This is a genomic window from Actinophytocola algeriensis, assembly GCF_014203735.1.
GTDB lineage: Bacteria > Actinomycetota > Actinomycetes > Mycobacteriales > Pseudonocardiaceae > Actinophytocola > Actinophytocola algeriensis.
On sequence record NZ_JACHJQ010000003.1, the window covers coordinates 98,129 to 124,278 of the forward strand.

The following is a 26,150-nucleotide window of genomic DNA, read 5'->3' on the forward strand; positions in this document are numbered from 1 at the left end:
CCTTCGAAGGACAGAGATCGAGTATTTGTTGACAAACCGACAAGAACCCGACCACGTTCGACACCAGAGCTGGGAGCGCTCCCATGCATGGGGAGCGCCCCGTCTGCCGTCGTCACTTCACGACCCCACCCGGCCGTCCAGCGCTTACGGCCGCTGCCCGACGGCGTCCACGATCGCGTGCACGAAGACAGCGGTGTCCTCGGTCCCCAGGAAGACATGGGTCTCCTGGTCGAAGACCAGGGTCACCTCGTTCTGGTCGGCGGGCTGTGCCCAGGTGAGGCCGACCCCGTGCCGTCCGGCACCATCGGTGGCGTCCTCGACGATCTCCAGACCGGGGAAGTCAGCCATGACCTCGAACAACGCGGCCATCGCCTGGGGCGACACATAGGTCTCCTGGATCGCGAAGTGGAGCAGGATGTCGAAGTCGTTCGGCGTGCCCTCCAGGTACGCACGCATCCCGGCGGTATCGGTCGGCAGGCGGCGGTAGGCGGGCCACACGTCGCAGGGCTCGGTCATGCCCATGTCCACGTCGCCGCGCATGACCCGCCGGCGACCGTCCTTGCAGCCGGGCAGCGGGGTGTCCTCGCCCTGTGCCCGGATCATCCCGTCGTGCTCACCGTCGGCCGAGAGCCAGGCTTCGCGTGCACCGTCGGTCGTTTCGCCGCGGGTATAGACGAACTGGTCGGGCCGAGGAGGAGTGGCGGGTAGTTCGCGGACGACGTCGGCGGCCCGGTGGAGGAACTCCACGGCATCGGCCTCGGGCGGCGCGACCCCGAAACCACCGAACGCGACGACTCCCGTGATGGCGGCGGCGAGCCCGACGACGGTGGCACCAGAGAGGATCAGCCTTTTCCTGCTCTTCCTCGGTTGCTCGGCTGTCAGGGCGGCCATCAGCCGCTGCCGGGCCGGGGCGAGGTCGGTCGCCGTCGGCAGCGGGGTCTGGTCGACCACGTTCCCGAGCAGGGTCATCTCATCCACGGTTGACGGACTCCTTTGCGGTGAGCGCGGCGCGGGTCTGCCTGCGAGCGCGATTGAGACGAGAGCGGACGGTGCCGACGGGGATGTCGAGAGCCTGCGCGACCTCGTCGTAGGTGAGGCCCTCCCAGGCGACGAGGAGCAGGACGTCGCGGTCACCGCTCGACAGTTCCACGAGCGCCGCACCCAGCAACTGGTTCATCGCCGCGGCTGTCACCTGCTCGGCGACCCGATCGGCGTGCCCATCGGCGTCCGGCTCGGGCACGATCGCGGCGCGCAGCCGGTACTCCCGCCCATCCTCCCGCTGCCGGCGCCGCACCAGATTCGTGGCGATGCCGTACAGCCAGGGCCGAGCGTCCGGCCGGTCGAGGTCGTACTTCCCTCTGATGCCGAACGCCACCAGGAAGGTCTCCGCAACCAGGTCGTCGGCAACCTGCCGCCCCACCCGGTGTGCCAGGTAGCGCATGATGTGGGGGGCATGCCGATCAAAGATCGCCGCGAACCGCTCGGGCTCCCGCAGCGACCGCCTGATGATCGCCGCGTCGTCCTCGTCGGGTGGGGGCATGAGCTCCTCTTCCGCAGGCAGCAGGGTCACCCGCTATTCGCGACCGACAGGAAACGAGTTCACACGGCATCCGATGTTCGATGTGGCAATTTCAGAAATGAACCGGTCCTCGTTCAAGAACAGGACGCCGTCGAATCCCTCACGCTGAACCGTGCGCCTGCACCGGAGTGCGCCGAACAGGCCTATGTGCCTCATCGCGGCCATCTCCCGCCGGGTCGGCGTGGCCGCGATCCGCCACGGTGACGGGCGGCGCTGCGGCGAACGGTGCTGCGCCTCGACTGGCCCGCTGACGGTCCTCCCGTCGCGGAGCCGCGACTCGTGCCGCTTCACACCGACCGCAGCGGTTCCTGCTCAGGGCGAGGCCCAGAGCCGGGCCAGGATCGTCCGCCGGGCCACCGAGCGGCTCGGCGTCGTAGGCCCAGGAGCGCCGGCGGTAGCTGACCCAGTTCGCCCCGGACTCTTCGCAGAACCCGACTCACCACTGAATTATAGCGTTGACTTATATAAGTCTAAGCCGGTACGTTCTCTCGTCGTGCACGCGTTTGACGTTCTCGGCGACCCCGTGCGCCGACGCATTCTGGAACTGCTGGCCGACGGCGAGCAGGCCTCCGGGGCGGTCACGGACGTCATTCGGGCCGAGTTCGGAATCTCCCAGCCCGCTGTCTCCCAGCATCTGCGCGTGCTGCGCGACAGCGGGTTCGCGTCGGTCCGGGCCGAGGGCACCCACCGGTTCTACGCAGTTGAGCCCGCGCCGCTGCGCGAGGTCGACGCGTGGCTGGACCGGTTCCGCCGGTTTTGGGAACAACGCCTCGACGCCCTCGGCACCGAGCTGGCCCGAGGCCGACGTGCACGCCGGATCCGGGCCGGTGGGGCGCTCGCCCCACCGGCCGGGTTCAGCACCGATCCGGGCAGGACCGATCCACCCACCGAGAGGACATGACATGAAGGACGTACTGGACGAGCTGGCCGCCGTGCACCGGGTGATGGGCGAGGGCAGCGTTCCAGCCGGCGAGGCGTACACGGTGGAGCTCCGGCGCCGATACGACGCGGAGATCGAAGACGTCTGGGACGCCATCACCAGCGCCGAGCGGCTGCGCCGCTGGTTGAAGCCGGTCACCGGGGATCTCCGGCCGGGCGGGAAGTTCGAATTGGAGGGTGGTGAGCACGGCGAGATCCTCCGGTGCGAGCGACCGCGGCGGCTGAAGGTGTCCTGGCTTTACGGCCCGGATGCCGACGCCTGGCCCGGCACGAGCGAGGTCGAGGTGCGCCTGACCCAGGGTGCGACCGGCGACACCGAGTTCGCGCTGATCCACGCGGCGGTCGTCGGCGAGCCCTCCTTCCCGACGTACGGTCCCGGCGCCGGCGGTGTCGGCTGGGACTGGGGTCTGCTCGCGTTGACCCGGTTCCTGGCCGGCGACGAGATCGTGGACCTGGCCGAGTTCGAGAAGTCGCCCGAGGGGCGCGAGTTCAGCCGGCGCAGCGCCGCAGCGTGGGGCCAGGCTCATCTCGCCGCCGGTGGCCCCCCGGAACAGGTCGCGGCCGCGGTCGAGGCCACGACGAAGTTCTACGCGCCGGACTTGGCGGATCGAGGTGATGTTCGGTGAATCCCCTGGCGACGAACAGGACGCCGAGGGCGTGGCACCGTCAATCTGAGTGGGCTGGTTTGCCGATCCGTGGCTTCTGCCCCTTCCGGTAGGACTCGTCCTCGACGACGAGTTCGTAGGCGACCGATTACAGCCGGTCCATCGCCGACTGTGCCAGCAGCGGATCGGCCATCATGGTCAGAATCTCGAGCGGTTCCCCGGCGGCTGGCGATGATCGTGGAGGACTTGCGGTGTCGCCCGACAATCAACTCATAGAAGTCGTTGGTCTCGGTGGCTTCAAGTCGGTGCAGCGCCACGCCCTCTGGTGAACTCGGACCTCGGCGAGCGCGGAACGCTGCTGCGCCGCACCGCAATGACGTCAACTCGTCGACTGCGCCGGTTCTTCGAGGCCAGCGAGAATCGCGAAGTACTCACCGGCCTGTTCGCTGGCAGGCGCGCAAGCAAGGGCTCAAATGAGACCCTCACGAACCGCGGGACGGTTCACTTGTTCTGGTAACCCACGTTTGCCTGGTCACAGCTGCGGAGGCGGAGGGATTTGAACCCCCGGTCCCGTGAAGGACTCCTGTTTCCAAGATCCACGCAACCCCGGTCAGAGGTGTCCGGATAGGTACGAATCCGCAGGTCAGAAGGTTCTAACGGTCTCTGCCGAACCGGTCTGAACAAGGCTGAATGAGACCCCGATTGAGACCCTCTCGTCGGAGGTGGGCGCGGCGCGGGCCATCGAGGTTCGTCAAACCCATGACAACAACTGGACAGCCGTTAACGAGACAGCATGGCGTGGCGAGTCACCAGCATGAAGCGCGCACTGCTGGCCGCTGTTCTCCTCGCCACACTGACCGCGTGCGGTGACAACGAATCCGGCACCAGCCCGAGCACACCCGAATCCACCACGACGACCACGCCAGCGCCCACGACCACCACAACGACGACAACCACCACACCACCACCCTCGCCGCCGACCGAACCCGTCGTGCCCGTCCAGCCGCCAGCACCCAAACCGCCACCGGTCCAACCCCCGCCTGTCGAACCGCCTCCCCCTGCCGAGCCGCCACCAGCGGAACCCGCCGACGCCTACTACAAGAACTGCGACGCGGCCCGAGCGGCAGGCGCCGCCCCTCTCCACCGCGGAGAGCCCGGCTACCGCGCCGGCCTGGACCGAGACGGCGATGGCACTGCCTGCGAAGCGACATAAGGGACAAGGTCATGAAGGCTGAAACCAGGGCATGAGCGAAGTGCGCTTCTGGCTGACCCGGTTGGGCTACTGGGTTAGAGGTCTGCTCGTGGCCACACTGGCGCTGATCGCCCTGATGTGGCTCTCAACCAGGGCGGCGTGAACGACGTAGACGTCGACTCGGGTTGGTACGACACGCTTGAGCAACCCGCTCGGTGACACGCCATGTCCTGATCGGACACGACACTCGCTGGGGTCACAGAGCACCTACCGGCACGGGTGCCTGGACCCAGTGGTGTGCGCGGCTGGCCATCACAAGGTCAAGCCGTGCCGCCCGACGTGCCGGACGCACAAGAAGGCGTGTCCGCCTGTGTGCCCGCCTGACTGCACGAGGCACGCCAGGTACTGCCCGCAGCGGCTGGGCGGCGTCGTTGACGTCGACGTGAAGTCGCGAGCAGGCCGCCGCGGCATTCGACTGCCCGATCAGCTATTCGACCTGCTCATGGAGCACGAGGCCACGCAGGCCGACGAGCGGGAACTCGCAGGTGACCTGTGGTACGAGAGCGACTTCATGTTCACACAGCCCAACGGGAAGCCACTCGCCCCTCGCTCCGACCACAACGAGTGGAAGGCCCTCCTGGCGGAGGCCGATGTCCGAGACGCGCGCCTGCACGATGCCCGGCACACGGCTGCGACCGTCCTACTGCTGCTCGGCGTGCCACTACCGGCCGTCATGGACATCATGGGCTGGTCCAACTCGAAGATCGCCAAGCGGTACTCACACGTCACGACGACCATCCAGAACAGCAGCGCATCGCAGGTCAACACGCTGTTGTGGGGAACTAAATAGAGGACGCAGGTTCGGCGGGTTACGGCGACGGCCACGTCACCCAACGCCCGCCGTTCCTGCGGCTCCATCGGCCACCGCCATGGACCGCAACGCCTATTATCCGAATATGCCAGCTACTCCAAGCCACTCCGATGCGGTAAAGCCGACTCTAGCGGTCAAATCGTGCATGGCCCTGACAAACGAACTCGAAGACCTTAAGCACCATGTCGAGGAGTATGCGTCGGCTCCACAAGCAGGCTGTCACTATCTCCGAGAGTCGCAGAACTGGAAGAACGCTCCACAGCACTCGCAGCGCGCCCACCGACGACGGCTATGGCAGCAGGCAATGAGCATGTCCAGGCTGACAATTGTCAACGTAATGGATCATCTCTGGGCAATCACTCACATACTAAACGCTGACTCTATCGCCTTATACAGCCATCAGACGCTCACCCGAGTCGCCTGCGAGGGCGCAGCACGAATTGCCCACCTACTGGACGAAAGCGCAAGCTACGAGGCTCGCCTATTACGTGCCGCCGCGCCTCTTCTGGCCGACGCTGACGCGAAGGTTACTGAAACACGTGAAGTTATGGCGGCTAGGCCCGATCTTCCGATAACACTCGATTCTGCCAGCAAACACCGAGATGTCGTTCTGCGCATGATTGAATCGGCGGGCATCAGAATTACATATAATGCAAGCGATAAACCCACGCGACTTGAGATCGGCGACCCGGTTCAGCGCGAACCCTACAAACCAAACTTTACGACCATGATGGCCAAACACTTTCCTGAGAGACCGGCCTCATACAGGTCCACTTCAGGCGTCGTACACAGCAACCCAACCACGCTCGGTTCGGCTGTTGTCTCGTCGCCCTTGGACCTGGAGTTGGAACTGGGGCCGGATGTTCCCGGCATCGGAGCAGCAGTGATGACCGCGATCGACGCGTCCATCATCGTCACGGAAGCGTACGCACGGTTCTACGGGCACACTCCCGAGTCGGCCGTACACGCGAGCAAGCGACGCCGGCAGGCCATCGACGTGTACATGCAGCGATGGCTCACCGGACAGTCGACTAACTGATCAAACCGCAGACCTGGCGGTCAGGTGCGGACGCACCTAACGCTGCCGTTCACCCAGCCGCAAGTCAGCGTGACGAGGTCGCGAATGAGACTGCGAATGAGACTGCGGCGCACCCACAGCTCAGCATCTACCTGTATCCGCTGGTCAGAGAGCGGAGGCGGAGGGATTTGAACCCCCGGTCCCGTGAAGGACTCCTGTTTTCAAGACAGGTGCATTCGGCCGCTCTGCCACGCCTCCCTGCACAGCAGGGTAGCGGGCCCGCGCGGCCCGGTTTCGAGGACTTGCCCGGTCACTGTCCGCTTCGGACAGTGACTGACAGTTTCACCAGTTCAGGGGCCTCGACTGGGGTTGTGACGCGGGGCACACGGGTGCATGCTGGAGACACGGCCGGCCGAGTAGGCCCGCTGGGAAAGGGCAGGTGGTGCCGTGGTAATGCAGGTTACGGGCGTGGTGGTCCGCAGCTCGCTGCGACCCCGCGGGTGAGCCGACAGCATCGGCTCGGTCGTGATTGCGGAGCAGCGCCGGGGTTCGGGCGTTCGAATGCGCACAACGCACCTCCCGCGCGCCTCGACGATGTTGACCCCTCCGTCAGGGCAGCTTTCCCGGGTTGTCCGGAGAGGGTCCACGCCAGTCCGGGTGCTTCGGGCCATCACTGAACTTCGACAAAGGGGCCGCACCCATGTGGGTGCGGCCCCTTCTTGCGCGAGAACTCAGATCAGGACGCCGTGGTGGTGGTCGTCCGGCTCCGCGGTTGCCACCGACGCGGCCGCGGCGCGGGCGGCGGCGGCACGGGTCTTGGCGCGGGCGCTGCGCGGCGGGACGCCGTTGATGTCCTCGGTGCTGATGGCGTAGGAGCCGAGCACGAAGGCGATGGCGTCCGAGTTGCGGTCCAGGGCCACCCGATCGACGTTGCCCAGGTTGTCGCAGGCCTGGTGGTAGCACTTGTCGAAGGCCTCGCCCGCGATGCCGCCCCACTTGTTGGCCTGGTCCTCGGTCTTCACGACCTCCGCACCGGTGAAGAGACCACCCGCGGGGATGCCGTTGAGGATGAACTCACCGTAGTCGGAGCGGCCGTCGAAGTCCTTGCCCTCGAGCGGGACGCCGGTGTAGTCGAAGTAGTCGACGAAGGCCTGCTCGATCTGGGCCGAGCCGTACGGGCCAGCACCCGAGCCGACACCGTCGGAGTCGTCGCCGTCGTACACGAAGTAGCCCGCGTTCGGCGAGCCGATCATGTCGAAGTTCAGGTACAGCGCGACGTTCAGCTGCTCCTCGAAGTCGAGGCTGTTCACGTAGTACTCCGACCCGATGAGGCCGAGCTCCTCGGCACTCCACCACGCGAAGCGCACCGCGTTGTTGACCTTCGGGGAGCCGCCGAGCTGCAGCGCGGTCTCCAGCAGCGCCGCGGAACCGGTGCCGTTGTCATTGATGCCGGGGCCGTCGGCGACGCTGTCCAGGTGCGCGCCTGCCATGACGACGTTGTTGTGGCGGCCGGTCTGGGTCTCCGCGATGACGTTGTACGAGACGCGGTCCTCCATGAAGCCCTGCAGGTCGATGCTGACCTCGGCGCCGTGCTGCGCCGCCAGGGCCTGGCCCTCGGCCTGCGTGACGCCACCGGCGGGCGCGCTGCCGGGCAGCGGCTCACCGAGCGTGCCGTTCAGGGCACCGGGAGTGTTGTTGTACATGACCACGGCGACGGCGCCTGCCTCACCGGCGGCGGCGGCCTTCGCGCCGAACGTGCACGCGCCGCGGCTGATCAGCGCGACCTTGCCCTCGGCGCCCGCGTAGTCGGTCACCTCGCAGCCCGGGGTCGCGTCCGGCGGCACCACGTGCAGCGTGCTCGTGACGCCGCCTGCGGGCGTCGACTCGCTGTAGCTCATCCGAATGATGGGGAATGCGGTCCCGGCCACGGTGAGCGACGCACCGCGGGTCTCGTCGTAAACGAACGGGAACTCCTGCCGCTCGACCGTGTACCCGGCCGCCTCGAGCTTCGTGGCGATGTACTCGGCTGACGCGGCGTGGCCGTCGGTGCCCGCACCACGGTTGCCGCCGTTGCGGTCGGCGAGGCGCTGCAGTGCGATCAGGTGGCGGTTGGTGTTCGACACCTTGACCTTGTTGACCAGCTGGCGGGCCAGTGCTGGCCCATCGGGCACGGCGGGCAGCGCCGCTGGACCTGCCGCTGCGGGCACGGCTGCGAGACCGACGCCGGTCGCGGCCGCGAGTAACGCGACCCCGGCGCGGAGTGTCGTCTTTGCGGACGGCATGAAGGTTCCTCTCGTCTTAGGCTCAGACACCGGGGCGGATCGTCCCGATCTCGATCGCCACGCCCGGCGTGCGCAGCTTTGTCGGGAACTCCGCACTGGTCAAGCCCTGCACACGGACTGTTATGCACGACCGTTTACCGTTCTTGTATGCACGCGATCACGATCACGCAACCGGGCGGTCCGGAAGTCTTGGCCTGGACGGAGCAACCCGATCCGCGGCCTGGCCCAGGCGAGGTCGTCCTGGACGTCGCCGCCACCGCCGTCAACCGCGCCGATCTGCTGCAGCGGCAAGGCAACTACGCGCCACCGCGCGGGGTGACGGACGTGCCGGGCCTGGAGTGCGCCGGCACGGTCGCCGCGCTCGGTGACGGCGTGACCGGGGTGGAGGTCGGGGCCCAGGTGTGCGCGCTGCTCGCGGGCGGCGGTTACGCGACGAAGGTCGTGGTGCCCGCCGGACAGGTCATGCCCCTTCCGTCCACTGTGGACGTAGTGACCGCGGCGGGGCTGCCCGAGGTCGCGGCCACGGTGTGGTCGAACGTGGTGATGGTGGCCGGGCTGACCGCGGGCGAGACGCTGCTCGTGCACGGCGGCGCTGGTGGCATCGGCACGCACGCGATCCAGGTCGCGAAGGCGGTCGGTGCGCGGGTCGCCGTGACCGCGGGTTCCGCGGCGCGGCTCGAGCGGTGTGCCGAGCTGGGCGCGGAGATCCTCGTCAACTACCGCGAGCAGGACTTCGTCGAGGCGGTCAAGGAAGCCACCGACGGCCGCGGTGCGGACGTGGTGCTCGACAACATGGGCGCGAAGTACCTGCCCCGCAACGTCGACGTGCTCGCGCGGCTGGGCAGGCTCGTCGTCATCGGCATGCAGGGCGGGGTGAAGGGCGAGCTGAACATCGGCAAGCTGCTGGCGAAGAACGGCACGGTCACCGCGACGTCCCTGCGCTACCGGCCGGTCGCCGAGAAGACCGCGATCTGCCAGGAGCTGGTCGAGAAGCTGTGGCCGCTGATCGACGCGGGCGAGGTCAAGCCGATCACGCACGAGGTGCTGCCGGTCGAGCAGGCCGGCGAGGCGCACCGCAAGCTCGAGGAGGGTGGCATCCTCGGCAAGCTCGTGCTGAAGATGCCCGGCTGACCGGCGCCGGCTGACCGGCACCGGCTGATCGGCTAGCTGATCGATGTCAGCGCGGCGACGGCCTCGACGAGCGCGTCGATCTCCGCCGACGTCGTGTAGTGCGCGAGACCGACGCGCACCGCGCCGCCGACCTCGGACACCCCGAGCGCGGCGAACACGCCGCTCGGCACGTCGTCGGCGAACGCGCAGATGCCGCGGTCGGCCAGGTGCACGATCGCGGTGGACGCCTTGACGTCGGTGACCGTGAACGCGAGCGCCGGGATGCGGCGCATGGCGTCGCCGATGACCGTCACGTGCAGCAGGCCGCGCAGCTCGGAGATCAGCTTGCCGAGCATGCCCGCCTGGTAGGACTTGGCGGAACCGACGGAGGTCCGCAGGCGGTCGCGGCGGCTGCCGGTGGCGGCGTCGTCGAGGCTCGCGAGGTAGTCCACGGACGCGACCAGGCCCGCGAGCAGCGGATACGCGTGCTGCCCCAGCTCCATCCGCCCCGGCCCCGTCTGGTTGGGGCCCAGCGCGCACGCCGGCAGCCGGTCCAGCAGCGACGGGTCGGCGAACGCGAGCGCGCCGACCGAGGGCCCGCCCCACGCGGTCGCGTTCACCGCGATCACGTCGGCCCCCATGGCCTTGATGTCCAGCGGCACGAACGGCGCCGCCGACGAGGCGTCGACCACGACCAGCGACCCGGTCTCCTTCGCGAGCGCGGTGATCTTGTTCAGGTCCGGGCGGGTGCCGACGACCCCGGACGCGGCGGTCACGGCCACGACCTTCGTGCGGTGCGTGATCAGGCTCTCGTACTGCCACGCGGGCAACTCGCACGTTTCGATGTCGATCTCGGCCCACCGCACGGTCGCGCCCGCGCGTTGCGCGACCCGCAGCCACGGCGCGATGTTCTGCTGGTGGTCGAGCCGGGACACGGTCACCTCGTCGCCGATGACCCAGCCCCCGCCGACGGCCTCCGCGAGCCGCTGCAGCAGCACCGCGGGGTTCGGCCCGAGCACGACGCCGGCCGGGTCGCAGCCGGCCAGGTCGGCGATGGCGCGGCGGGCGGCGTCGACGATGGCCTCCGCGCGCTGGGAGGCGGGGAACACGCCACCCGGCCCCGACACGGGCGCGCGCAGCGCGGTGGAGACGGCGGTGGCGACCTGCTCCGGCACCTGCATACCCGCTGGGGCGTCCAGGTGGATCCAGCCATCACCCAACGCGGGGAACCAGCCCCGAATCGCAGCGACGTCGAACGCCATGGCTCAACACCGTACGGAGCCACGCGGGGGGCTCGTTTGGGGGGTGCTCGTGACGGCTACCCTCGGACTCGTGCAGATGAACCCTGGCCAGGAGAACGAGCAGCCGCAGCACGTGGTCGTGATGGGCCCCGACGGTGCGCCCGTCGGCGCCGCCACGCTGGCGGACGGCGAGAACGCCGAGTCGGTCGGCGACATGGTGGAACAGCCTGCCAAGGTCATGCGTATCGGCACGATGATCAAGCAGCTGCTGGAGGAAGTCCGGGCGGCACCGCTGGACGAGGCGTCCCGCAATCGTTTGCGGGAGATCCACATGCGGTCCATCTCCGAATTGGAGGACGGGCTCGCGCCGGAGCTCCAGGAGGAGCTGGAGCGGCTGTCGCTGCCGTTCACCGAGGAGAACACCCCGTCGGACGCCGAGCTGCGGATCGCGCAGGCCCAGCTCGTCGGCTGGCTGGAGGGGCTCTTCCACGGCATCCAGACCGCCCTGTTCGCGCAGCAGATGGCCGCGCGGGTGCAGCTGGAGCAGATGCGCCGCGGCCTCCCGCCGGGCTCGGGTGGCGACGTGCAGGAAGGGCCGGGCATCCGGGGTACCGGTCAGTACCTCTGACGCCACCCCTGACGTCTCTGCCGGGGACCGGTCCCGTGCGCCGGGCTTACCGTCGTGGCCGGGCCGGACCGCGACCAGCCGTCGTACCTAGGGGTCGGCGCTCGCCCCATGGTCTTCCTGAACGCCAGTGCCAGGCTCTGCCCGGACCTGGACGCGCTCGGCGCGGACCTCCAGCGCACGGTGCGCGGCTGTACATCCACGCGCACCGCGCCTCCGGTGGCTACAGGAGGACCGGCGTGCCCTTCTCGAACGACAGCAGGTAACGCTTGCGGGGCAGCCCGCCGCCGTAGCCGGTGAGGCTGCCGGTCGAGCCGACGACGCGGTGGCACGGGACGATGATGCTGATCGGGTTCTTGCCGTTCGCGAGGCCGACCGCGCGGGCCGCGCTCGGCCTGCCGAGGCGTTCGGCCAGCTCGCCGTAGGTGGTGGTCTCGCCGTACGGGATCGTCGTCAGCTCTGTCCACACGCGACGCTGGAACTCCGTGCCGTGCATGGCGAGTGGCACGTCGAAGTCCGTCAGGCCGCCGTCGAAGTACGCGGTCAGCTGCTCGATCACGTCGTGGGTGTGGCGGTCGTCGCGGGGGCCGAAGATCTCCTCGGCGGGGCGGTGCCGCTGCTCGTCCATGTACAGCCCACACAACACGCCGTCGCTCGCCACGAGAGTCAGCGGGCCGACGGGGCTGTCCATCACGGTGTGGGTGCGCATGGGACCACCGTGCCCGTCCGCGCGGGTGCGCGCTGGCCGTTTTCGGACATCCACGTGGACAGGGGCACGGTCATGTCCGAAAACGGCCGGAAACGGGGTGCGCGCGCTGGTGGAGTACCGGACATGACATTTCGTGAACGCCACCACGGCGGCGCGCCGCTCGTCCTCCCCAACGCCTGGGACGCCGCGAGCGCCCGGATCATCGAGCGGGCAGGTGCCGAGGCCATCGCCACCACCAGCGCCGGGGTCGCGTGGAGCCTCGGCGTGCCGGACGGGGACCGGCTCGACGTCGACGAGGCCGTGGCCGCGGTCACGCGGATCGTGCGCGCGGTGGACGTGCCGGTGACGGCCGACATCGAGAGCGGGTACGGCGACGTCGCGCGGACGGTGCGGCTGGTGCGGGACGCGGGCGCGGCCGGGATCAACATCGAGGACGGGCTCGTCGCGGCGCCGGAACGGATCGCGGCGGCGCGGGCCGTGGGCGGGGACCTGTTCGTGAACGCGCGCATCGACACGTTCCTGCGGTCGGCGGTCGGGGTGGACGAGACGGTGTCGCGGGCGAAGACGTACGTGGACGCCGGGGCGGACGGGGTGTTCGTGCCCGGTGTGTACGACCCGGCGGTGATCGCGGAGCTGGTGTCGCGGATCCCGGCGCCGCTGAACGTGATGGCGGGACCGGGGGCGCCGTCGGTCTCCGCGCTCGCCGAACTGGGGGTGCGGCGGGTGAGCGTGGGCCCGGCGATCGCGGCGGCGGCGTACTCGCTCGTGGCGGCGGCGGCCGCGGAGATCCTGACGGAGGGGACGTACGGCACATCGGACGCGACGCTGACGTACGGTGACCTCGACGGGTATTTCGCTCACTGACCGCATTCCCCATAAGAAACCATCCGGTCGGCATTGACATACCGATCGGTTGGTTTCTGCTTGTGACGTAGGACACGTACCAGGTCAGGAGGGGTGCCGCGGCAATGCGGCACGTTCACGGTTGCGGGTTCCACGCTGATTCCACCGGCGGTCATCCGCGCCGTGAAAGCCTGAGTTGGTCCCGGTTTTCACCGGTACGACACAATAAATGGGGAAATACCATGACAATCTCGATCACGAACCGGCCGGCCCCGGTGTGGCTCCGAGAACTCGCCCACGGCCGCGCGGAATACGAGGAACTACTTGGCTGGCCGGTCGCTGTACAGGTGGGCAACAGGTTGCTCATCGTCGCGATCGGCGCGACCGTCGAAGCGGTCACGATGCCCGCGGGACTGGGTGCGAGGGTCCGCGCGGAAATGGGGATAGCGATGCTGTCCGGTCCGGTGGTGGCCGACCCGGCCGGCGTCCGCTGGACGTTCATCACGAAGCCACTCGATCACCTGCGGCCGAACATCGCGGCCGATCTCTCTCACTTGCGGGTGGTGGTGGCTCCACACGGGAGCCACGTCACAATCCCGACCGGTCCCGAGGTGTCGACGGGGAACGGGTGGCGCTGGATCGAGCGGCCCGCGCCGGGCAGGTCGCTGCCGCCCGCGTACGCGGTGATCGCGGTGACACGCCGTCTGGCAGCATTGGACCACTCGCTCGCGGCGTAGCCCGCGCGACGTGGTGGCTCACGGTGTGAGTGCCGGACGCCAGCCGGCGCTCACATCGGAGCAGCCAACGCGCCTTGGCGGGACATGACTTCGCGAAGGGCACCTTCAGAACGCTGAAGGAAAGCCGGCCGAGCAGCGGGACAAAGACCGCCCACGTGACAACTCGGCAAAACTCCAGGGAAACACGACCACACCCAGCCAAACTTGGCTGCAGAACGGCCGAAACGCCCGTACGGCAGCCCCCACCCGAACCCGGGGGCGTCCCGCCTTGCCAGTCTATCAGCTGGGGGCGGAAAGTACAGGCGTGTGGGCCGAACTGTGGATAACTGGGTGGGCTGTGGATAACTCCGACCCGTTGTCCAGCGTGAGACGCGGGCACCGACGGTCCCGGGCGACGTGGTGGCGCCCCTGTGGACAGACCGGGTCCGTACGCAGAGGTGGCGGCCACCCCGCGGCGGCCGCCACCTCTCATTACGCGCGCCCGGTCAGGCCTTGGACATCTCCCAGGGGGCGTTCTGCCCCTTGTTCTCCTTGTGGCTGGAGTCGGAGATGTCAGTGGTGAGGGTCGGCCAGTGGCCGCCGGGGAAGCCCTCGTTGTTGGTGATCCGCTGGTTCAGGTCCTTGATCGACGGGAGCAGCGAGCCCGCCACGAAGGCCTCCAGCGCGGCCAGCGCGGCAGCGATGATGCCCCACACCTTCGCCGCCGACACGCCTGCCGCGGCGGCTGCCGGGGGTGCGCCCGCACCGGTCGCCGCCGCACCCGCCTCCGCGGTCAGCTCCACCACGAACGAGACGATGGCGGCGACGATGGCGAGCCACGCCACGCCGATCGCGATGGCCATCTTGGTCAGCACGTCGTCGATCTCGTCGGCCGCGCTCTTCACCGCGCCGAGCGCCTTCTGCTGCAGCGGCAGGATGTTCTTGTAGGCGTCGGCCGCGCCGCCCTTCCACTCGTCGTCGGTCTTCAGCGAACCGATGTGGAAGACGTCCTGCCACGTGCTCGTCTTGCCGCCGACCTGCTCGGTCCACGTGTTGCCGTGGTTCCACAGCGTCCACGGGACACCCGGCTGCGTGATGATCTTGCCGATCTCCGTGAGGATCTTGCCGATGAAGTCGCCGACCGCCTTGAGCGCCTGGTTGATCTTCTCCATCAGGAAGCCCGGCAGCCAGTCCAGCACCGAGTTGATGTTGTCGATCAGCCGCTGGAACTGCTTGGGGATCTCGTCCAGCGCCTCCCGCACGCGCTTGAGGATGTCCTGGAACTCGGCGTCACTCAGAATCCCGCCCATGTCTCCCTCACCAAACGTTGTTCAAGCGGTGGACGCCGGCTTCTTCTTCTTGCTGGTAGGTCTGCGCCGATGCCGTCAGCGAGTCGGCGACGCCGCGGCACGTGGTCTCGCCCTCGCCGAGCAGGCGGACGAACTTGCTCTGGAAGTCGGCGTAGAGCTGCGTGATACCGCACTTGTCCGCGATGTAGGAAAAGTGCAGCGCCTCCAGGTCGAGACCGTCCGCTGTGGACTTGGCGGCGGCGAGGTCGTCCGCGCAGCCGGTCCACTGCGTGGCGTCGTCGCGCAAGGCGGTCAGCGCCAAGTCGTACTGCTCCGGGGTCGGGGCCATCGGAGAGTCCTCCCTCTTCTCTTCAGCGGTCGAGGCCGAACAGCCTCGCCACGAACTCCTGTGGGTCTGCGGTGCGCGCCTGCAGCTCGGCGACCGCGCTGTCGGTCCGGCGGACCGGGGCCTCCTCGGCCGCCCGCCGGTACGCGGCCTCGAACGCGCTGTGCAGCTCGCTCGCGACCTCCAGGTGGTTGGCGCCGCCGATCCACATGGTGTTCGTCTCGACGCGCACCTCGGCGACCGTCGTGCCGTTGAGCGCGACGACCACGTGGCCGCCGTCGCTCTTCCCCTTCACCAGCGCGGGCAGCGCGGGTTCAGGGGCCCTGCGACGGCCCCGCTCTGACGGGTTCGTCTCCTGGCCGACGCGGTGCAGCAGGTACAGCAGGTCCTCGATCGCGGCGGCCGACGGGTTGATCGTCACCGGCGCCGGCGTGCGCGGCGGCGCGGGCTCATCGGGTTCGGCACCGGCCTCGGCCACGCGGTCCGCCCACTCCGTCACCCGGTTGGCGGTCGCGGCGTTGACGGCCTCGGCCACGGTGGCGCCGAGCTTGCGCGGATCGATCGTCCGGTCCCAGTCCGGTGCCAGCTCGACGTCGGTGACCTGGCCGTCGGCGTTCACGGCGACGGTGACCAGCTCGGTCTCGTCGTGGCCGGTGAAGGTCTTCTCCGCGTCCTGCTCGACGGAGAAGATCCGGGCGAAACGAGCTGCTTCCCCCGCGAGCCGGTGCAGTTCTTCGAAGCCGGCTGGTGTGGTCACGGACTACCTCCTGGTCGCGATCGGCCCTGCGACGAGGAGGTGGGAGTGGCCGTTCCCGGCCGGTTGCGATTGTTCGCCGAAGCAAACCGAAACCTGGCACACTCCGGGCGGAACCGCGGCGGCGGCCGGTACATCTACCCTTCCGAGATCCAGACCAGGAAGCCCCGGGGGAGCACATGCCCGACATCGAGTACAGCTTCGGCACCGGAGAGGGTGCGCCGAACGTCCACCACACGGAGGCGAACGTCGACGTGGACGGCGACGGCGTCGTCGACGGTGTCGCGCTGGACTTCGACGGTGACGGCCGCGTCGACGACGTCATGTGGGACTCCGACGGTGACGGCATCGCGGACACCGCGCTGCTCGACGAGAACGACGACGGCATCGCGGAGGACGCCTACAACGACCCGACCGGCCTCGGCACGTGGAACGCCCACGGCCAGGGCGGTGCCGCACAGCCGACCACGCAGGAGCCGCAGCCCCAGCCGGAACCGCAGCCCGAGCCCCAGCCGTCCCCCGGCCCGGCCGACACGGACGACCCCCCGGTCGACACCCCAGTCGACCCGACGGACACCGACACCGACACGGACAACGACAACGGCTACGAGCCCTACGGCGACGGCGAAGACGGCGACAGCAGCGGCAGCGGCAGTGACAACGGCAGCGACAACGACGGGGAGAGCGGGGAACCCGCCGCGGAGCCGGAGGACGGCGAGCCGACGACCGACACCCCGCCCTTGTCCGGTGGTGACGAGCCGGAGGACAGCGGCAGCACCGACAGTGCAGGCTCGGATTACGAGCCACGCGAGGACGACGCGGACAGCGACGCGACCGGCCTGTTCGACACCCTCGAGGACGCCCCGGACGTCGACCGCGACTCGATCAGCGAGTGGTACGACGACCTGACGCCCTAGTCCCCCGCGCCAGGAGTCCGAGACTCCTCGGCTTCTTCGCCGTTGCCGTTCCACCGGGTGCGCAGCGGCAGCACGAACCACAACAGCACGAACATCGTCGCGAGCGCGACGGCGAACACGGTCGCGATGACCGGGCCTGCCACGACCTTGAACAACAACAGCACGGTCGCGGTCATCGCCGTCGCGAGGCACGCGAGCCCGGCGACCATGAAGGTGTTGGCGACCCGCAGGATCTGCGGGCGCTGCCCCTGCCGGAACAGCAGCCGGTGCCAGGCGGCCGGGGCGGTCAGCAGCGCGACCGACGCCGTCGCGAACACGACCGCGATCAGGTGCACGACCTGCTCGAAACCGGACGCGCGCGCGTAGTGCTCGGTGAACGCCACCGCGAGCAGGAAGCCGAACAGGAACTGCACACCCGCCTGTGCGACACGCAGTTCCTGGAGCAGTTCACTGACGTTGCGGGCGAGTTGCTCGTCACGCGACTCCGTACCGGATGAACTGTCGTGGGATACCGCCGCCATTCCTCAGGTTTACCTCGCGCCCGCCAGACCGAAACCGCCGTTCAGCGGCACCCGCAGCGGACTGCCCGCGTCGTGGAGCAGCCGTTGCGCGGCGCGCAGCCGCCAGCGCGTCGTCGTTGAGCAACGCGGGCAACAGCTGCGCGGACAGCACCGTCGACCAGCTCGGGTACCAGCGGGCGGTCAGCTCACCGGCCCGGGTCAGGTACTCCGCGGCCTGCGGGCGGGCCAGCCAGTCCGCCACCAGCGAGGTCCGCACGACGTGCACGCCCTCCGCCCAGTGGCACGCCAGCAGCGACGGGATCGTCTCGTGCCCGCTGCCGCAACGCCTCCTCGACCAGCGCGATCCCGGACGCCGGGACCTCGGCGTCGCCGCCGAGCAGTGCACGCGGCGGCGTACACCATGTCAGCGCAGCCGATCGCCGGGGACCGGGAAGACGTAGTCCTTGCCGTCGACCACGCAGTGCGCGACGTACGGGCGGTCCGGGCCCTTCGGGCTCGTCGTCGTCACGAACACGAACACGCCCGGGTGCGGATCGCCGAGCGCGGAGATGGTGTGATCGTTCGGGTCATGGTTGTCCGGGTCATGGTTGTCCGGGTGCCAGCCCAGCGGCGCCAGCGTCGAGTACGGCAGCGCCTCGTACCGGATCGTGCCGAGCGGGAAGCGATCCGCCTGTGCCGCCAGGAGTTCCTGGGTGGGCAGGTCGAGCGGGCCGTTGACGGAGAACGCGAGCACCGCGTAGCCGAACGACTCGTGTGTCGCGAACCGCAGCTCGACGGCCTCGTACACACCCTTGCGCTGTGCGGAGGCCCAGATGGCGTGCGCCTTCTTCGCCTTGCCGCCCGAGAACATCCCCTTCATCACCGCCGCGAAGCCCGCCGGGCTGTCGAACGACGCGGCGAGTGCGTGTGCGTTCACTTCACTCCTCGATTTCGTGCATGACCGGGAGACCCCTCGGCTCAGAAAGGGTCGGTGGATCGAGTGGATCTACGCGCCGGGGGCGCGCAGCCGGCCGACCGGCGGCGGGTCGCCGACCTCGTCCCCGCTGAGCGGGCCGCCAGGGGCGGGCAGGTCGTACATCGCGTAGATGCGGCGGCGCATCCGCTCCAGCGGGAAGGTGTCCTCGTAGACGGTCGCCTTGAAGATGACGCCCTCCAGCACGCTGCGCAGCGTGACTTCCTCCAGCGCCGGGTCCTCGGCGCCCCTTGCCGCGAACAGTTCGCGCAGCGTGTCCTCGATGGCCCGCAGCTGGGCGTCCTTCTGCTGCTCCACCGCCGCGAACGCGGGCCGCGTCGACGGGTGCGTCATCAGGCTGATCGCCATCCGCTGCACCGGCATGCTCTCCAGCACCGCGGACAGCACACCGTCGATGATCGCGGCGAGGCGCTCGTCGGGGCTGCCGGTGACACCGGTCAGCGCGGCGATGCCGTCGAGGTAGCGGCTCAGCAGTTCGTGCGCCAGCTGCTGCTTGCCGGGGAAGTAGTAGGTGATGAGACCCCGCGAGACCCCTGCCCGCGCGGTGATCTCGGAGATCGTCGCGTTGTGGTAGCCCTTCTCGGCGAACACGGCCAGCGCCGCGGCGAGGATCTTCTCCCGCGACTGCTCCCTGAGGTGCTCGTTGACCTCGGCCGATCTCGGCGACACGCCTTCTACCTCCTCGCGGAGCTTGCGGAGCGAGCATGTCACAGCATTCGCCGCCCGCCCTCGCCAAATCCCCCCTCCGCGTCTCGTTCCGCGGCGTTGACTGTACATACATCCAGTTAACCTCGAAAGTCCGGATGTGAGTTTTCTCGAACGCTGTACCGCGGCTGGCCGCGCCGCCCGCTGCTGGTCTACGAGGCCTACTTCGGTGGGCGCGACCAGACGCGGAGCTGGCTGCCGGACACCGGCACCCTCGCCGAGGACCTCGCCGCCGCGACCGCCGTGCAGCAGGCGATCTTCACCGCGCCGGGCACGGTCGGGCTGGTGAGCGGACTCGTGGCGGACTGCCTCGCCGAACCACCGCTGATGCCGAGCTGCGGGACCGCATGATGCGGCCGGACCTCGAGGTGGCACGCACGATGTTCACGCGTGCCGTCGCGCGCGGGGCCGGTGCTCTAGTCGCGGGACTCGGCCGGTTCCCCGGCCGGCTCCTCGGCGGGGTCCTTCTGCCGGGCGGTCAGCACGAACGCGAGCAGCGCGCCGAAGGTCAGCGCGATGTCCGCGACGTTCCCGACGAACCAGCCGTTGTAGTCGATGAAGTCGACCACGTGCCCGCGCGCGAAGCCCGGGTCGCGGAACAACCGGTCGAGCAGGTGCGTGGTCGCGCCGCCGAGCAGCAGCGAGAACGCGAACACCAGGCTCTTCGGGTGCGGCTTCAGCAGGTACCAGAACAGCCAGCCTGCCGCGATCGCCGCGATGATCGTGAAGACCCACGTCACGCTCTCGCCCATGGAGAACGCCGCGCCCGGGTTGTAGAGCAGCCGGAACTGGATGACGTCGCCGATGACCGGGATCGGGTCACGGCCGGTGAGCGTGCGCTCCGCCCAGTACTTCGTCGCCTGGTCGGCCACGAGCACGACCGCGGCGATGCCCAGGGCGAGCGGTACCCGGCGTACGGGCTGCTTGGTGTCCGATTGGGTGTCCATCGCCCGTCAGCCTAGCCATGGCCGCTCAGTCGATGCCCGTTTCCAGGAGACGCAGGTCCGGCGGCCGCAGCGTGGCCGTCTGCAGCAGCTCCTGGATCAGCTGGTGGTTGACCATGTTGCCCGCCGGGTCGCCCCAGTCCTCCAGGCGCAGCCCTTCGACGTAGGGGATGAGCCGCTCGCGGACCTTCAGGACCACGTTCGCGGCCTGCTTGTGCGTCCAGTCCGACCGGGTGCCGACCGCGTTGTTGAGGTCCAGCGCGACCTGCTTCCACGACTGCGGCTGCGGGTGCGGTTCCTGCCGCAGGTACCGCAGCGCGAGCGCGGTCAGCACGAGCCGCTCGGCGGGGTCGAGGTCCCAGCCCTCCGGTTCGGCGGTGTGGGTGGGGTCGTCGGCGCCGACGAGCGTGTCCTTGCGGCCCGCGCCGACGACCCGCACCTCGAGCAGGTGCTCGCGGCGCTTGGACGTGCGGATGAACAGCGGGCTGTAGCCCTCGGCGAGCGGGATCTCGTTGCCGGACAGCAGGAAGCGGGACTGGGGCAACCGGATCGGCAGCTTGCCGTCGTTGCGCAGCCACCAGTCGGTGCCGCCCCGCGTGATGCGGCCCTGGAAGCGGCTCATCCTCGGGTCGTCGGGGCCGATGCACACGTGCACGTCCGGTTCCTTGCGGCCGAACACGACCTCGAACGCGGGCCGCGGCGGCGCGGCGAACCCGCCACCCGCGGCGAGCACGAACAGGCTGCCCGGCGGTGCCGGTGGTACCCCGCCCGCGAGCCCGCCAGGTGACGGTGGCAGCGGCCGCGGCGGGAACCCGGTCATCTCGCGTCCTCGCCGCCGTCCCCGCCGGTGTTCTCGTCGGTGTTCTCGTCGCCGTCCTCGAGCAGGCGCAGGTCCGGCGGCACGAGCGTGGTGGACAGCAGCAGCTCGCGCAGCAGGTTGTCGTTGAGCTTGTTGCCGACCGGCTCGCCGACCTCCTCGCGGGTCAGTCCTCCCACGCCCGACTTCGACAGCCGCGACCGCACGGCCGTCACCGTGTGCTCCACCTTGCGAGCCGTCCACGTGCCGGGCTGCAGCTCGTTGAGCTGCTCGGCCACCTGCTGGCGGCCGAGGGGCTGCGGGTCGGACTCGTGCAGCAGGTAGCGCTGGCCGAGCGCGACCAGCACGAGCCGCTCGTCGGCCTGCAGCCGCCACGTGCGGGGCGGCTCGGTCAGGTCACCTGGCCTCGGCGCGGGACGGGTGCCGTCGTCACCGGCCACGTACAGCTCGAGCAGGTGCTCGCGGCCGCGGGTGCCGGGGACGAACAGCGGTGTGTAGCCGGCGGCGAGCGGCAGCGACTCCTCGCTGCTGAACAGCCACTGCGACCCGGGCAACCGGATCGGCAGGCGGCCGGTGTTGCTGACCCACCAGCGGCCGTCCTGGCAGGTCAGCAGGCCGTGCTGGCGGCTGACGCGCCGGTCGTCCTCGCCGATGCAGATGTGCACCTCTGGCTTGTTGCGGCCGAACACGACCGTGCGGCCTTCCCGGGGGCCGACGGCGAACCCGCCGCCGATCGCGAGTGCGTAGATCGCGCCGGGCGCGGAGCGGGGCACCCCGTACGCCAGGCTGTCGTGGCTGCCCGACAGCCGCTGACCGTCTGCGAACAGGGTGCTCCCGTCCATGCGACCTCCCCGGGTCCGATGGTTCTCAGTATGAGCCGAGCCCCTCGGGACCGGTCCCGGGAAGTGTTCGCGGGGCCATCTCGAAGGCCATCAAGGTTGCCCCGATCGGTGTCGTCCCGGGCGTTCGTGGTGGCTTCGAGTGCTCGTGCAGCTCGTGCGTCAGGTCGTGCAAGCGTTTGCGGTACTCGAGCCACACCTCGGGTTCGACCCACAGTTCGGCGTCGGTCACCACCATCTCCGAGCCGGGCAGGCGCATGGCGAGCCGCTGGTGCAGGTTGTTCACCAGGGCCTCGGTGAGCAGCGGCGACGCGTCCGTGCGGTCGGAGAGCGGGCTGCCCTTCACGGTCCGGTAGAGCCGCTCCCGGCCACCCCGCTTCGCCCGCACCTCGACCAGTTCGACCAGGCCGGCGCGGTCGAGCGTGCGCAGGTGCTGGCTCGCTAGGCCGTGGGAGATGCCCAGCTCGGCGGACAGGGCGGCAGCGGACAGCGGCCCGCTCCACATGAGCGACAGCATCCGCAGCCTGGTCGGGTGTCCGAGGGCGCGCAGCACGGGATCGGCCATGTTCCCCATTATCCCACCCCCTAGCAATTGCTAGGGTGTTGTCATGGACTTCCGCAGGCTGTGGCTGGCCGACGCGGTCAGCCAGCTCGGCACCAGGATGACCTTCCTCGCCGCACCCCTGCTCGCGGTGCTGTCCCTGAACGCGTCGACGTTCGAGGTGGCGCTGGTGCGGACGTGCGAGTCGCTGGGGTACCTGCTGATCGGGCTGGTCGCGGGCGCGTGGGTCGACCGGGTGCGGTGCAGGCCCGTGCTGCTGACCACCGACTACGGCCGCGCGGTCCTCATGCTGACCGTGCCCGCAGCGGCGCTGTTCGGGGTGCTCACGCTGTGGCAGCTGTACGTGGTGATGTTCGCGGTCGGGGTGCTGACGGTGTTCTTCGACGTGGCACACCAGTCGTACCTGCCGCGCCTGCTGCCCGCGGACAAGCTGGTCGACGCCAACGCCAAGCTGGCGGCGAACGCGTCGGTGGCCGCACTGACCGGCGCCGGTGCGGGCGGCTTCCTCGTGCAGCTGCTGACCGCGCCGTTCGTGTTCGTGCTCGACGCGCTGTCGATGGTGTGGTCGGCGCTGTGGGTGCGGTCGATCAAGCACCGCGAGCCGCCCGTGCCCCGCGTCCCCGACCGCCACCTCGGCCGGGAGATCAGGGAGGGCGTGCGGTTCGTGGCCCGCCACCCGCTGCTGCGGCCGATCGCACTGAACACGGCGACGGTGGTCCTGTGCCAGTCGGCGGGGATGGGCGTGAGCATCGTCTTCCTGGTGCGCGACATCGGGCTGTCGGCCGGGGTGATCGGGGTCCTCGGCGTGATCGGGCTCGTCGGCGCGCTGCTGGCGTCCGCGCTCACGCGGCGGCTCGTGGCGTGGCTCGGCCAGGTGCGGGCCCTGCTGCTGGGCGCGGCCTGCATCGGGCCCGCGTTCCTCGCGCAGGCGTTCACCACGCCCGGCTGGGGGCTCACGTGGTGGGTGGCCAGCGGGTTCGTGGCGAGCTTCTGCATCGTGCTGACCAACATCGTGATGGCGACGGTCCGGCAGACGGTCTGCCCGCCCGCGCTGCTCGGCCGGGTCAACGCGACGATGGAGCTGACGGTGTTCGGCGTGGTGCCGATGGGGAGCCTCCTCGGCGGCGTGCTCGGCACCGTGCTGGGAACGCGGGCCACGCTGCTATCGACGGGCGCGGTCGCGTGCCTCGGCGTGATCTGGCTGGTCACGGCGCCGGCCGCGCGGCGAACCGAAATTGTCGGTGCCGCCGGATAGCTTGTCCGGCATGCAGTCAGCGTTGCTGTCCGGTGTCGACATCTCCGGCCTCGAGGAGGCGGCCGGACGAAGCTCCTATGCCCGTGGCGTGAAGTACGCGCGGGACCGTGCGGTGCTGTCCTTGTGGTGGGACGAGGACGCGTGCGCGGTGCGGGGCCGGGTGCGCGGCTCGTGGGGCGAGACGTACGACACCACCGCCTACTTCAGCTCCCGGCGCGGCCCGGCGCTGGCGTTCGCGGAGGGCGAGTGCAGCTGCCCGGTCGGCATGGACTGCAAGCACGCCGTGGCCCTGGTGCTGACCGCGGCGGGCGAGTCGCCGCAGCGGTCGCCCGACGTGGCGGCCGACCTGTGGTCGATGTTGATGGCGGCGACCGAGGCCTGGCGCAACGGCCCGCCCAAGGTCTCCCCGCCGACCCTCGTGGTGCACGCGGTCTACGGCGACGAACACCGGCTGGAGGTGTCGTGGGAGTGGGAGTACCAGGTCGGTGACCAGCTGGTGCGGGCCGTGCCGGGTGCACCTGCTGACGGGTACCGCGACCGGTCGGCCGAGTCGGCACTGCTGGCCGGGCTGGACGACCTGCCGCTGGACGGGTTCGGGCTGCGCCACGGCCGCCGGCTGAAACCGGGGCGGTTGCGGGGCATCGACACCATGCGGTTCACCACCGAGGTGTTACCGCTGCTCGCGCGGCCCGGGGTGGTCGTCTCCGCGGACGGCGAGCCAGCCGACTACCGCGAGGTCGGCGACTCGCTGACGATCGGCGTGTCCACATCGGACCTGCCGGACGACAACGACTGGTACGGCCTCGGGGTGACCATCACGGTCGAGGGCCGCGAGGTGCCGTTCCTGGACGTGTTCGTCGCGCTGGCCAGGAACAAGTCGCACCTGTTGCTGCCGGACGGGGCGTACTTCTCGCTGGAGAAGCCGGAGCTGCGGTCGCTGCGGTCGCTGATCGACGAGGCGCGCTCGCTGCACGAGGCGTCCGACGGCACCCTGAAGATCAGCCGCTACCAGGCCGGGCTGTGGGACGAGCTGGCGCAGCTCGGGGTGGTGGAACGGCAGGCGTCGGCGTGGGAGCGGCAGGTCAAGGGACTGCTGTCGCTCGACTCGGTGCCGCGCGCACCCGTGCCGTCCACTGTGGACGCCCAGTTGCGCCCGTACCAGGTGGACGGGTTCCAGTGGCTCGCGTTCCTGTGGGAGCACCGGCTCGGCGGCATCCTCGCCGACGACATGGGGCTGGGCAAGACACTGCAGTCGCTGGCGCTGATCTGCCACGCGGCCGCTGATGAGCCGTTCCTGATCGTCGCGCCGACCAGCGTGGTGGGCAACTGGGTGGCGGAGGCCGCGCGGTTCGCACCGCACCTGCGGGTGGCGGCGGTGACGAAGCGCGGGCCGCTTCCCGTCGACGCCGACGTGGTCGTCACGTCGTACACGCTGCTGCGGCTGAACGTCGAGGCGTACGCGGCGGCCTCGTGGGCCGGGCTGATCATGGACGAGGCGCAGTACACCAAGAACCACCAGTCGAAGGTGTACCAGTGCCTGCGGCGGGTGCCCGCGCCGGTGAAGCTCGCGATCACCGGCACGCCGATGGAGAACAACCTGATGGAGCTGTGGTCGCTGCTGTCGATCACCGCGCCCGGCCTGTTCCCCAGCCCGGCCAGGTTCAAGGACTACTACGCCCGCCCGATCGAGAAGGACAACGACGCCGAGCTGCTGGCGCAGCTGCGACGGCGGGTGCGGCCGCTGATGAAGCGGCGAACCAAGGAGCAGGTGGCGAAGGACCTGCCGCCCAAGCTGGAACAGGTGCTGGAGGTGGACCTGCACCCGAAGCACCGCAAGCTGTACCAGACGGTGCTGGCGCGGGAGCGGCAGAAGGTGCTCGGCCTGCTGGACGACCTGAACCACAACCGGTTCTCGATCCTGCGGTCGCTGACGACACTGCGGCGGCTCTGCCTGCACGCGGGCCTGGTCGACGACGAGCACGCCGACCTGCCGTCGGCCAAGGTCGACGCGTTGGCGGAGCAGTTGCGGGACGTGATCGGCGGCGGGCACCGGGCGCTGGTGTTCAGCCAGTTCACCGGCTTCCTGGCCACCGTGCGTGAGCGACTGGAGGCCGAGGGTGTCGAGTACTGCTACCTCGACGGCCGGACCAGGAACCGCGCCGAGGTGCTGGCCCGGTTCAAGGACGGCACCGCACCGGTGTTCCTGATCAGCCTCAAGGCGGGCGGGTTCGGGCTGAACCTGACCGAGGCGGACTACTGCTTCCTGCTGGACCCGTGGTGGAACCCGGCGACCGAGGCGCAGGCGGTGGACCGGACGCACCGCATCGGCCAGCAGCGGAACGTCATGGTCTACCGGCTGATCGCGCGGGACACGATCGAGGAGAAGGTGGTGGCGCTGCAGAAGCGGAAGGCGGAGCTGTTCAAGGGCGTCGTGGACGACGGTGAGCTGTTCGCGCCCACGCTGACCGCGGAGGAGGTGCGTGACCTCTTCGAATGAA

29 protein-coding genes and 1 tRNA gene are annotated in these 26,150 nt (G+C 69.5%); 12 read left to right on the forward strand and 18 right to left on the reverse strand.

The window, feature by feature from the left end:
* Positions 1-144: 144 nt before the first annotated feature.
* On the reverse strand, positions 145-969 hold the full coding sequence (locus FHR82_RS12765; protein ID WP_225944909.1) for a CU044_5270 family protein: 825 nt from the start codon (positions 967-969) through the stop codon (positions 145-147).
* A 1-nt stretch (position 970) separates the two neighbouring features.
* Complete coding sequence (locus FHR82_RS12770; RefSeq protein ID WP_184811483.1) at positions 971-1,540, reverse strand: RNA polymerase sigma factor; 570 nt, start codon at positions 1,538-1,540, stop codon at positions 971-973.
* Positions 1,541-2,072: 532 nt separating this feature from the next.
* Between FHR82_RS12770 and FHR82_RS12775 the strand changes: the two genes are divergently transcribed.
* A complete protein-coding gene (locus tag FHR82_RS12775; RefSeq protein WP_184810604.1) occupies positions 2,073-2,480 on the forward strand; it encodes an ArsR/SmtB family transcription factor in 408 nt (135 codons plus the stop codon).
* Position 2,481: 1 nt separating this feature from the next.
* Positions 2,482-3,144, forward strand: a complete 663-nt coding sequence (locus FHR82_RS12780; RefSeq protein ID WP_225944010.1) for an SRPBCC domain-containing protein — start codon at positions 2,482-2,484, stop codon at positions 3,142-3,144.
* Positions 3,145-3,903: 759 nt separating this feature from the next.
* Here FHR82_RS12780 and FHR82_RS47380 read toward each other — a convergent pair.
* Complete coding sequence (locus FHR82_RS47380; RefSeq protein WP_311771146.1) at positions 3,904-4,083, reverse strand: hypothetical protein; 180 nt, start codon at positions 4,081-4,083, stop codon at positions 3,904-3,906.
* Between the two features lie 31 nt (positions 4,084-4,114).
* Here FHR82_RS47380 and FHR82_RS47385 point away from each other — a divergent pair, with 31 nt between their 5' ends.
* The 3 genes from FHR82_RS47385 to FHR82_RS12795 all read left to right on the forward strand — a co-directional run bounded on the left by FHR82_RS47385 (position 4,115) and on the right by FHR82_RS12795 (position 6,225).
* Positions 4,115-4,336: an excalibur calcium-binding domain-containing protein gene (locus FHR82_RS47385; protein ID WP_311771132.1), complete on the forward strand. Its 222-nt coding sequence runs from the start codon at positions 4,115-4,117 to the stop codon at positions 4,334-4,336.
* A gap of 421 nt (positions 4,337-4,757) precedes the next feature.
* Entirely contained in the window at positions 4,758-5,165 is a 408-nt protein-coding gene (locus FHR82_RS46010; protein ID WP_311771046.1) for a tyrosine-type recombinase/integrase, read from the forward strand.
* 79 nt (positions 5,166-5,244) lie between these two features.
* On the forward strand, positions 5,245-6,225 hold the full coding sequence (locus tag FHR82_RS12795; protein WP_184810607.1) for a hypothetical protein: 981 nt from the start codon (positions 5,245-5,247) through the stop codon (positions 6,223-6,225).
* Positions 6,226-6,377: 152 nt separating this feature from the next.
* Here FHR82_RS12795 and FHR82_RS12800 read toward each other — a convergent pair.
* Both FHR82_RS12800 and FHR82_RS12805 read right to left on the reverse strand, forming a co-directional pair.
* Positions 6,378-6,462 (reverse strand) — tRNA-Ser (locus tag FHR82_RS12800).
* Positions 6,463-6,935: 473 nt separating this feature from the next.
* Positions 6,936-8,486, reverse strand: a complete 1,551-nt coding sequence (locus tag FHR82_RS12805; RefSeq protein WP_184810608.1) for a M28 family metallopeptidase — start codon at positions 8,484-8,486, stop codon at positions 6,936-6,938.
* Positions 8,487-8,633: 147 nt separating this feature from the next.
* Here FHR82_RS12805 and FHR82_RS12810 point away from each other — a divergent pair, with 147 nt between their 5' ends.
* On the forward strand, positions 8,634-9,617 hold the full coding sequence (locus FHR82_RS12810) for an NAD(P)H-quinone oxidoreductase (protein ID WP_184810609.1): 984 nt from the start codon (positions 8,634-8,636) through the stop codon (positions 9,615-9,617).
* A gap of 32 nt (positions 9,618-9,649) precedes the next feature.
* Here FHR82_RS12810 and FHR82_RS12815 read toward each other — a convergent pair whose 3' ends face one another.
* Positions 9,650-10,858: a cysteine desulfurase-like protein gene (locus tag FHR82_RS12815; RefSeq protein ID WP_184810610.1), complete on the reverse strand. Its 1,209-nt coding sequence runs from the start codon at positions 10,856-10,858 to the stop codon at positions 9,650-9,652.
* Between the two features lie 76 nt (positions 10,859-10,934).
* Here FHR82_RS12815 and FHR82_RS12820 point away from each other — a divergent pair, with 76 nt between their 5' ends.
* Positions 10,935-11,465, forward strand: coding sequence for a bacterial proteasome activator family protein (locus FHR82_RS12820; RefSeq protein ID WP_184811485.1), 531 nt, complete (start codon positions 10,935-10,937; stop codon positions 11,463-11,465).
* 220 nt (positions 11,466-11,685) lie between these two features.
* On the opposite strand, the gene FHR82_RS12825 is transcribed toward FHR82_RS12820, so the two are convergent.
* Positions 11,686-12,171 (reverse strand): methylated-DNA--[protein]-cysteine S-methyltransferase, encoded by a 486-nt coding sequence (locus FHR82_RS12825; protein ID WP_184810611.1) that lies wholly within the window; start codon positions 12,169-12,171, stop codon positions 11,686-11,688.
* 123 nt (positions 12,172-12,294) lie between these two features.
* On the opposite strand from FHR82_RS12825, the gene FHR82_RS12830 reads away from it, so the two are divergent.
* Positions 12,295-13,035 (forward strand): isocitrate lyase/PEP mutase family protein, encoded by a 741-nt coding sequence (locus FHR82_RS12830; protein WP_184810612.1) that lies wholly within the window; start codon positions 12,295-12,297, stop codon positions 13,033-13,035.
* A gap of 221 nt (positions 13,036-13,256) precedes the next feature.
* Positions 13,257-13,751: a hypothetical protein gene (locus tag FHR82_RS12835; RefSeq protein ID WP_184810613.1), complete on the forward strand. Its 495-nt coding sequence runs from the start codon at positions 13,257-13,259 to the stop codon at positions 13,749-13,751.
* 485 nt (positions 13,752-14,236) lie between these two features.
* Here the strand turns inward: FHR82_RS12835 and FHR82_RS12840 are convergent, their stop codons facing one another.
* Genes FHR82_RS12840 through FHR82_RS12850 form a run of 3 tightly spaced genes read right to left on the reverse strand, consistent with a single transcriptional unit; the run spans position 14,237 to position 16,122 of the window.
* Positions 14,237-15,040 (reverse strand): hypothetical protein, encoded by an 804-nt coding sequence (locus FHR82_RS12840; protein ID WP_184810614.1) that lies wholly within the window; start codon positions 15,038-15,040, stop codon positions 14,237-14,239.
* Between the two features lie 7 nt (positions 15,041-15,047).
* On the reverse strand, positions 15,048-15,368 hold the full coding sequence (locus tag FHR82_RS12845; protein ID WP_184810615.1) for a hypothetical protein: 321 nt from the start codon (positions 15,366-15,368) through the stop codon (positions 15,048-15,050).
* Positions 15,369-15,390: 22 nt separating this feature from the next.
* A complete protein-coding gene (locus FHR82_RS12850) occupies positions 15,391-16,122 on the reverse strand; it encodes a YbaB/EbfC family nucleoid-associated protein (protein WP_184810616.1) in 732 nt (243 codons plus the stop codon).
* 176 nt (positions 16,123-16,298) lie between these two features.
* Between FHR82_RS12850 and FHR82_RS12855 the strand changes: the two genes are divergently transcribed.
* Positions 16,299-17,036, forward strand: a complete 738-nt coding sequence (locus tag FHR82_RS12855) for a hypothetical protein (protein ID WP_184810617.1) — start codon at positions 16,299-16,301, stop codon at positions 17,034-17,036.
* On the opposite strand, the gene FHR82_RS12860 is transcribed toward FHR82_RS12855, so the two are convergent.
* The 8 genes from FHR82_RS12860 to FHR82_RS12895 form a co-directional block, all read right to left on the reverse strand.
* Entirely contained in the window at positions 17,033-17,557 is a 525-nt protein-coding gene (locus FHR82_RS12860; RefSeq protein WP_184810618.1) for a DUF6328 family protein, read from the reverse strand. The two genes, FHR82_RS12855 and FHR82_RS12860, sit on opposite strands and share 4 nt — an antisense overlap.
* Positions 17,511-17,942, reverse strand: coding sequence for a DUF1266 domain-containing protein (locus FHR82_RS12865; RefSeq protein ID WP_184810619.1), 432 nt, complete (start codon positions 17,940-17,942; stop codon positions 17,511-17,513). Before FHR82_RS12865 ends, FHR82_RS12860 begins: the two co-directional genes overlap by 47 nt.
* 18 nt (positions 17,943-17,960) lie before the next feature.
* On the reverse strand, positions 17,961-18,473 hold the full coding sequence (locus FHR82_RS12870) for a hypothetical protein (RefSeq protein WP_184810620.1): 513 nt from the start codon (positions 18,471-18,473) through the stop codon (positions 17,961-17,963).
* 69 nt (positions 18,474-18,542) lie between these two features.
* Positions 18,543-19,199 carry a TetR/AcrR family transcriptional regulator gene (locus FHR82_RS12875; RefSeq protein WP_221463769.1) on the reverse strand — a complete coding sequence of 219 codons (657 nt, stop codon included), beginning with the start codon at positions 19,197-19,199 and terminating at the stop codon, positions 18,543-18,545.
* 452 nt (positions 19,200-19,651) lie between these two features.
* On the reverse strand, positions 19,652-20,182 hold the full coding sequence (locus FHR82_RS12880) for a signal peptidase II (protein WP_184810622.1): 531 nt from the start codon (positions 20,180-20,182) through the stop codon (positions 19,652-19,654).
* Positions 20,183-20,207: 25 nt separating this feature from the next.
* Positions 20,208-20,999, reverse strand: coding sequence for an FHA domain-containing protein (locus FHR82_RS12885; RefSeq protein ID WP_221463770.1), 792 nt, complete (start codon positions 20,997-20,999; stop codon positions 20,208-20,210).
* Positions 20,996-21,838, reverse strand: a complete 843-nt coding sequence (locus FHR82_RS12890) for an FHA domain-containing protein (protein ID WP_184810623.1) — start codon at positions 21,836-21,838, stop codon at positions 20,996-20,998. Before FHR82_RS12890 ends, FHR82_RS12885 begins: the two co-directional genes overlap by 4 nt.
* Positions 21,839-21,863: 25 nt before the next feature.
* Positions 21,864-22,400: an ArsR/SmtB family transcription factor gene (locus FHR82_RS12895; RefSeq protein ID WP_225944011.1), complete on the reverse strand. Its 537-nt coding sequence runs from the start codon at positions 22,398-22,400 to the stop codon at positions 21,864-21,866.
* 43 nt (positions 22,401-22,443) lie between these two features.
* Here FHR82_RS12895 and FHR82_RS12900 point away from each other — a divergent pair, with 43 nt between their 5' ends.
* The gene (locus FHR82_RS12900; RefSeq protein ID WP_184810625.1) at positions 22,444-23,652 is read left to right on the forward strand and encodes an MFS transporter; all 1,209 of its coding nucleotides are present in this window, start codon (positions 22,444-22,446) and stop codon (positions 23,650-23,652) included.
* A 10-nt stretch (positions 23,653-23,662) separates the two neighbouring features.
* Positions 23,663-26,149: a DEAD/DEAH box helicase gene (locus tag FHR82_RS12905; protein WP_184810626.1), complete on the forward strand. Its 2,487-nt coding sequence runs from the start codon at positions 23,663-23,665 to the stop codon at positions 26,147-26,149.
* Position 26,150: the final 1 nt, after the last annotated feature.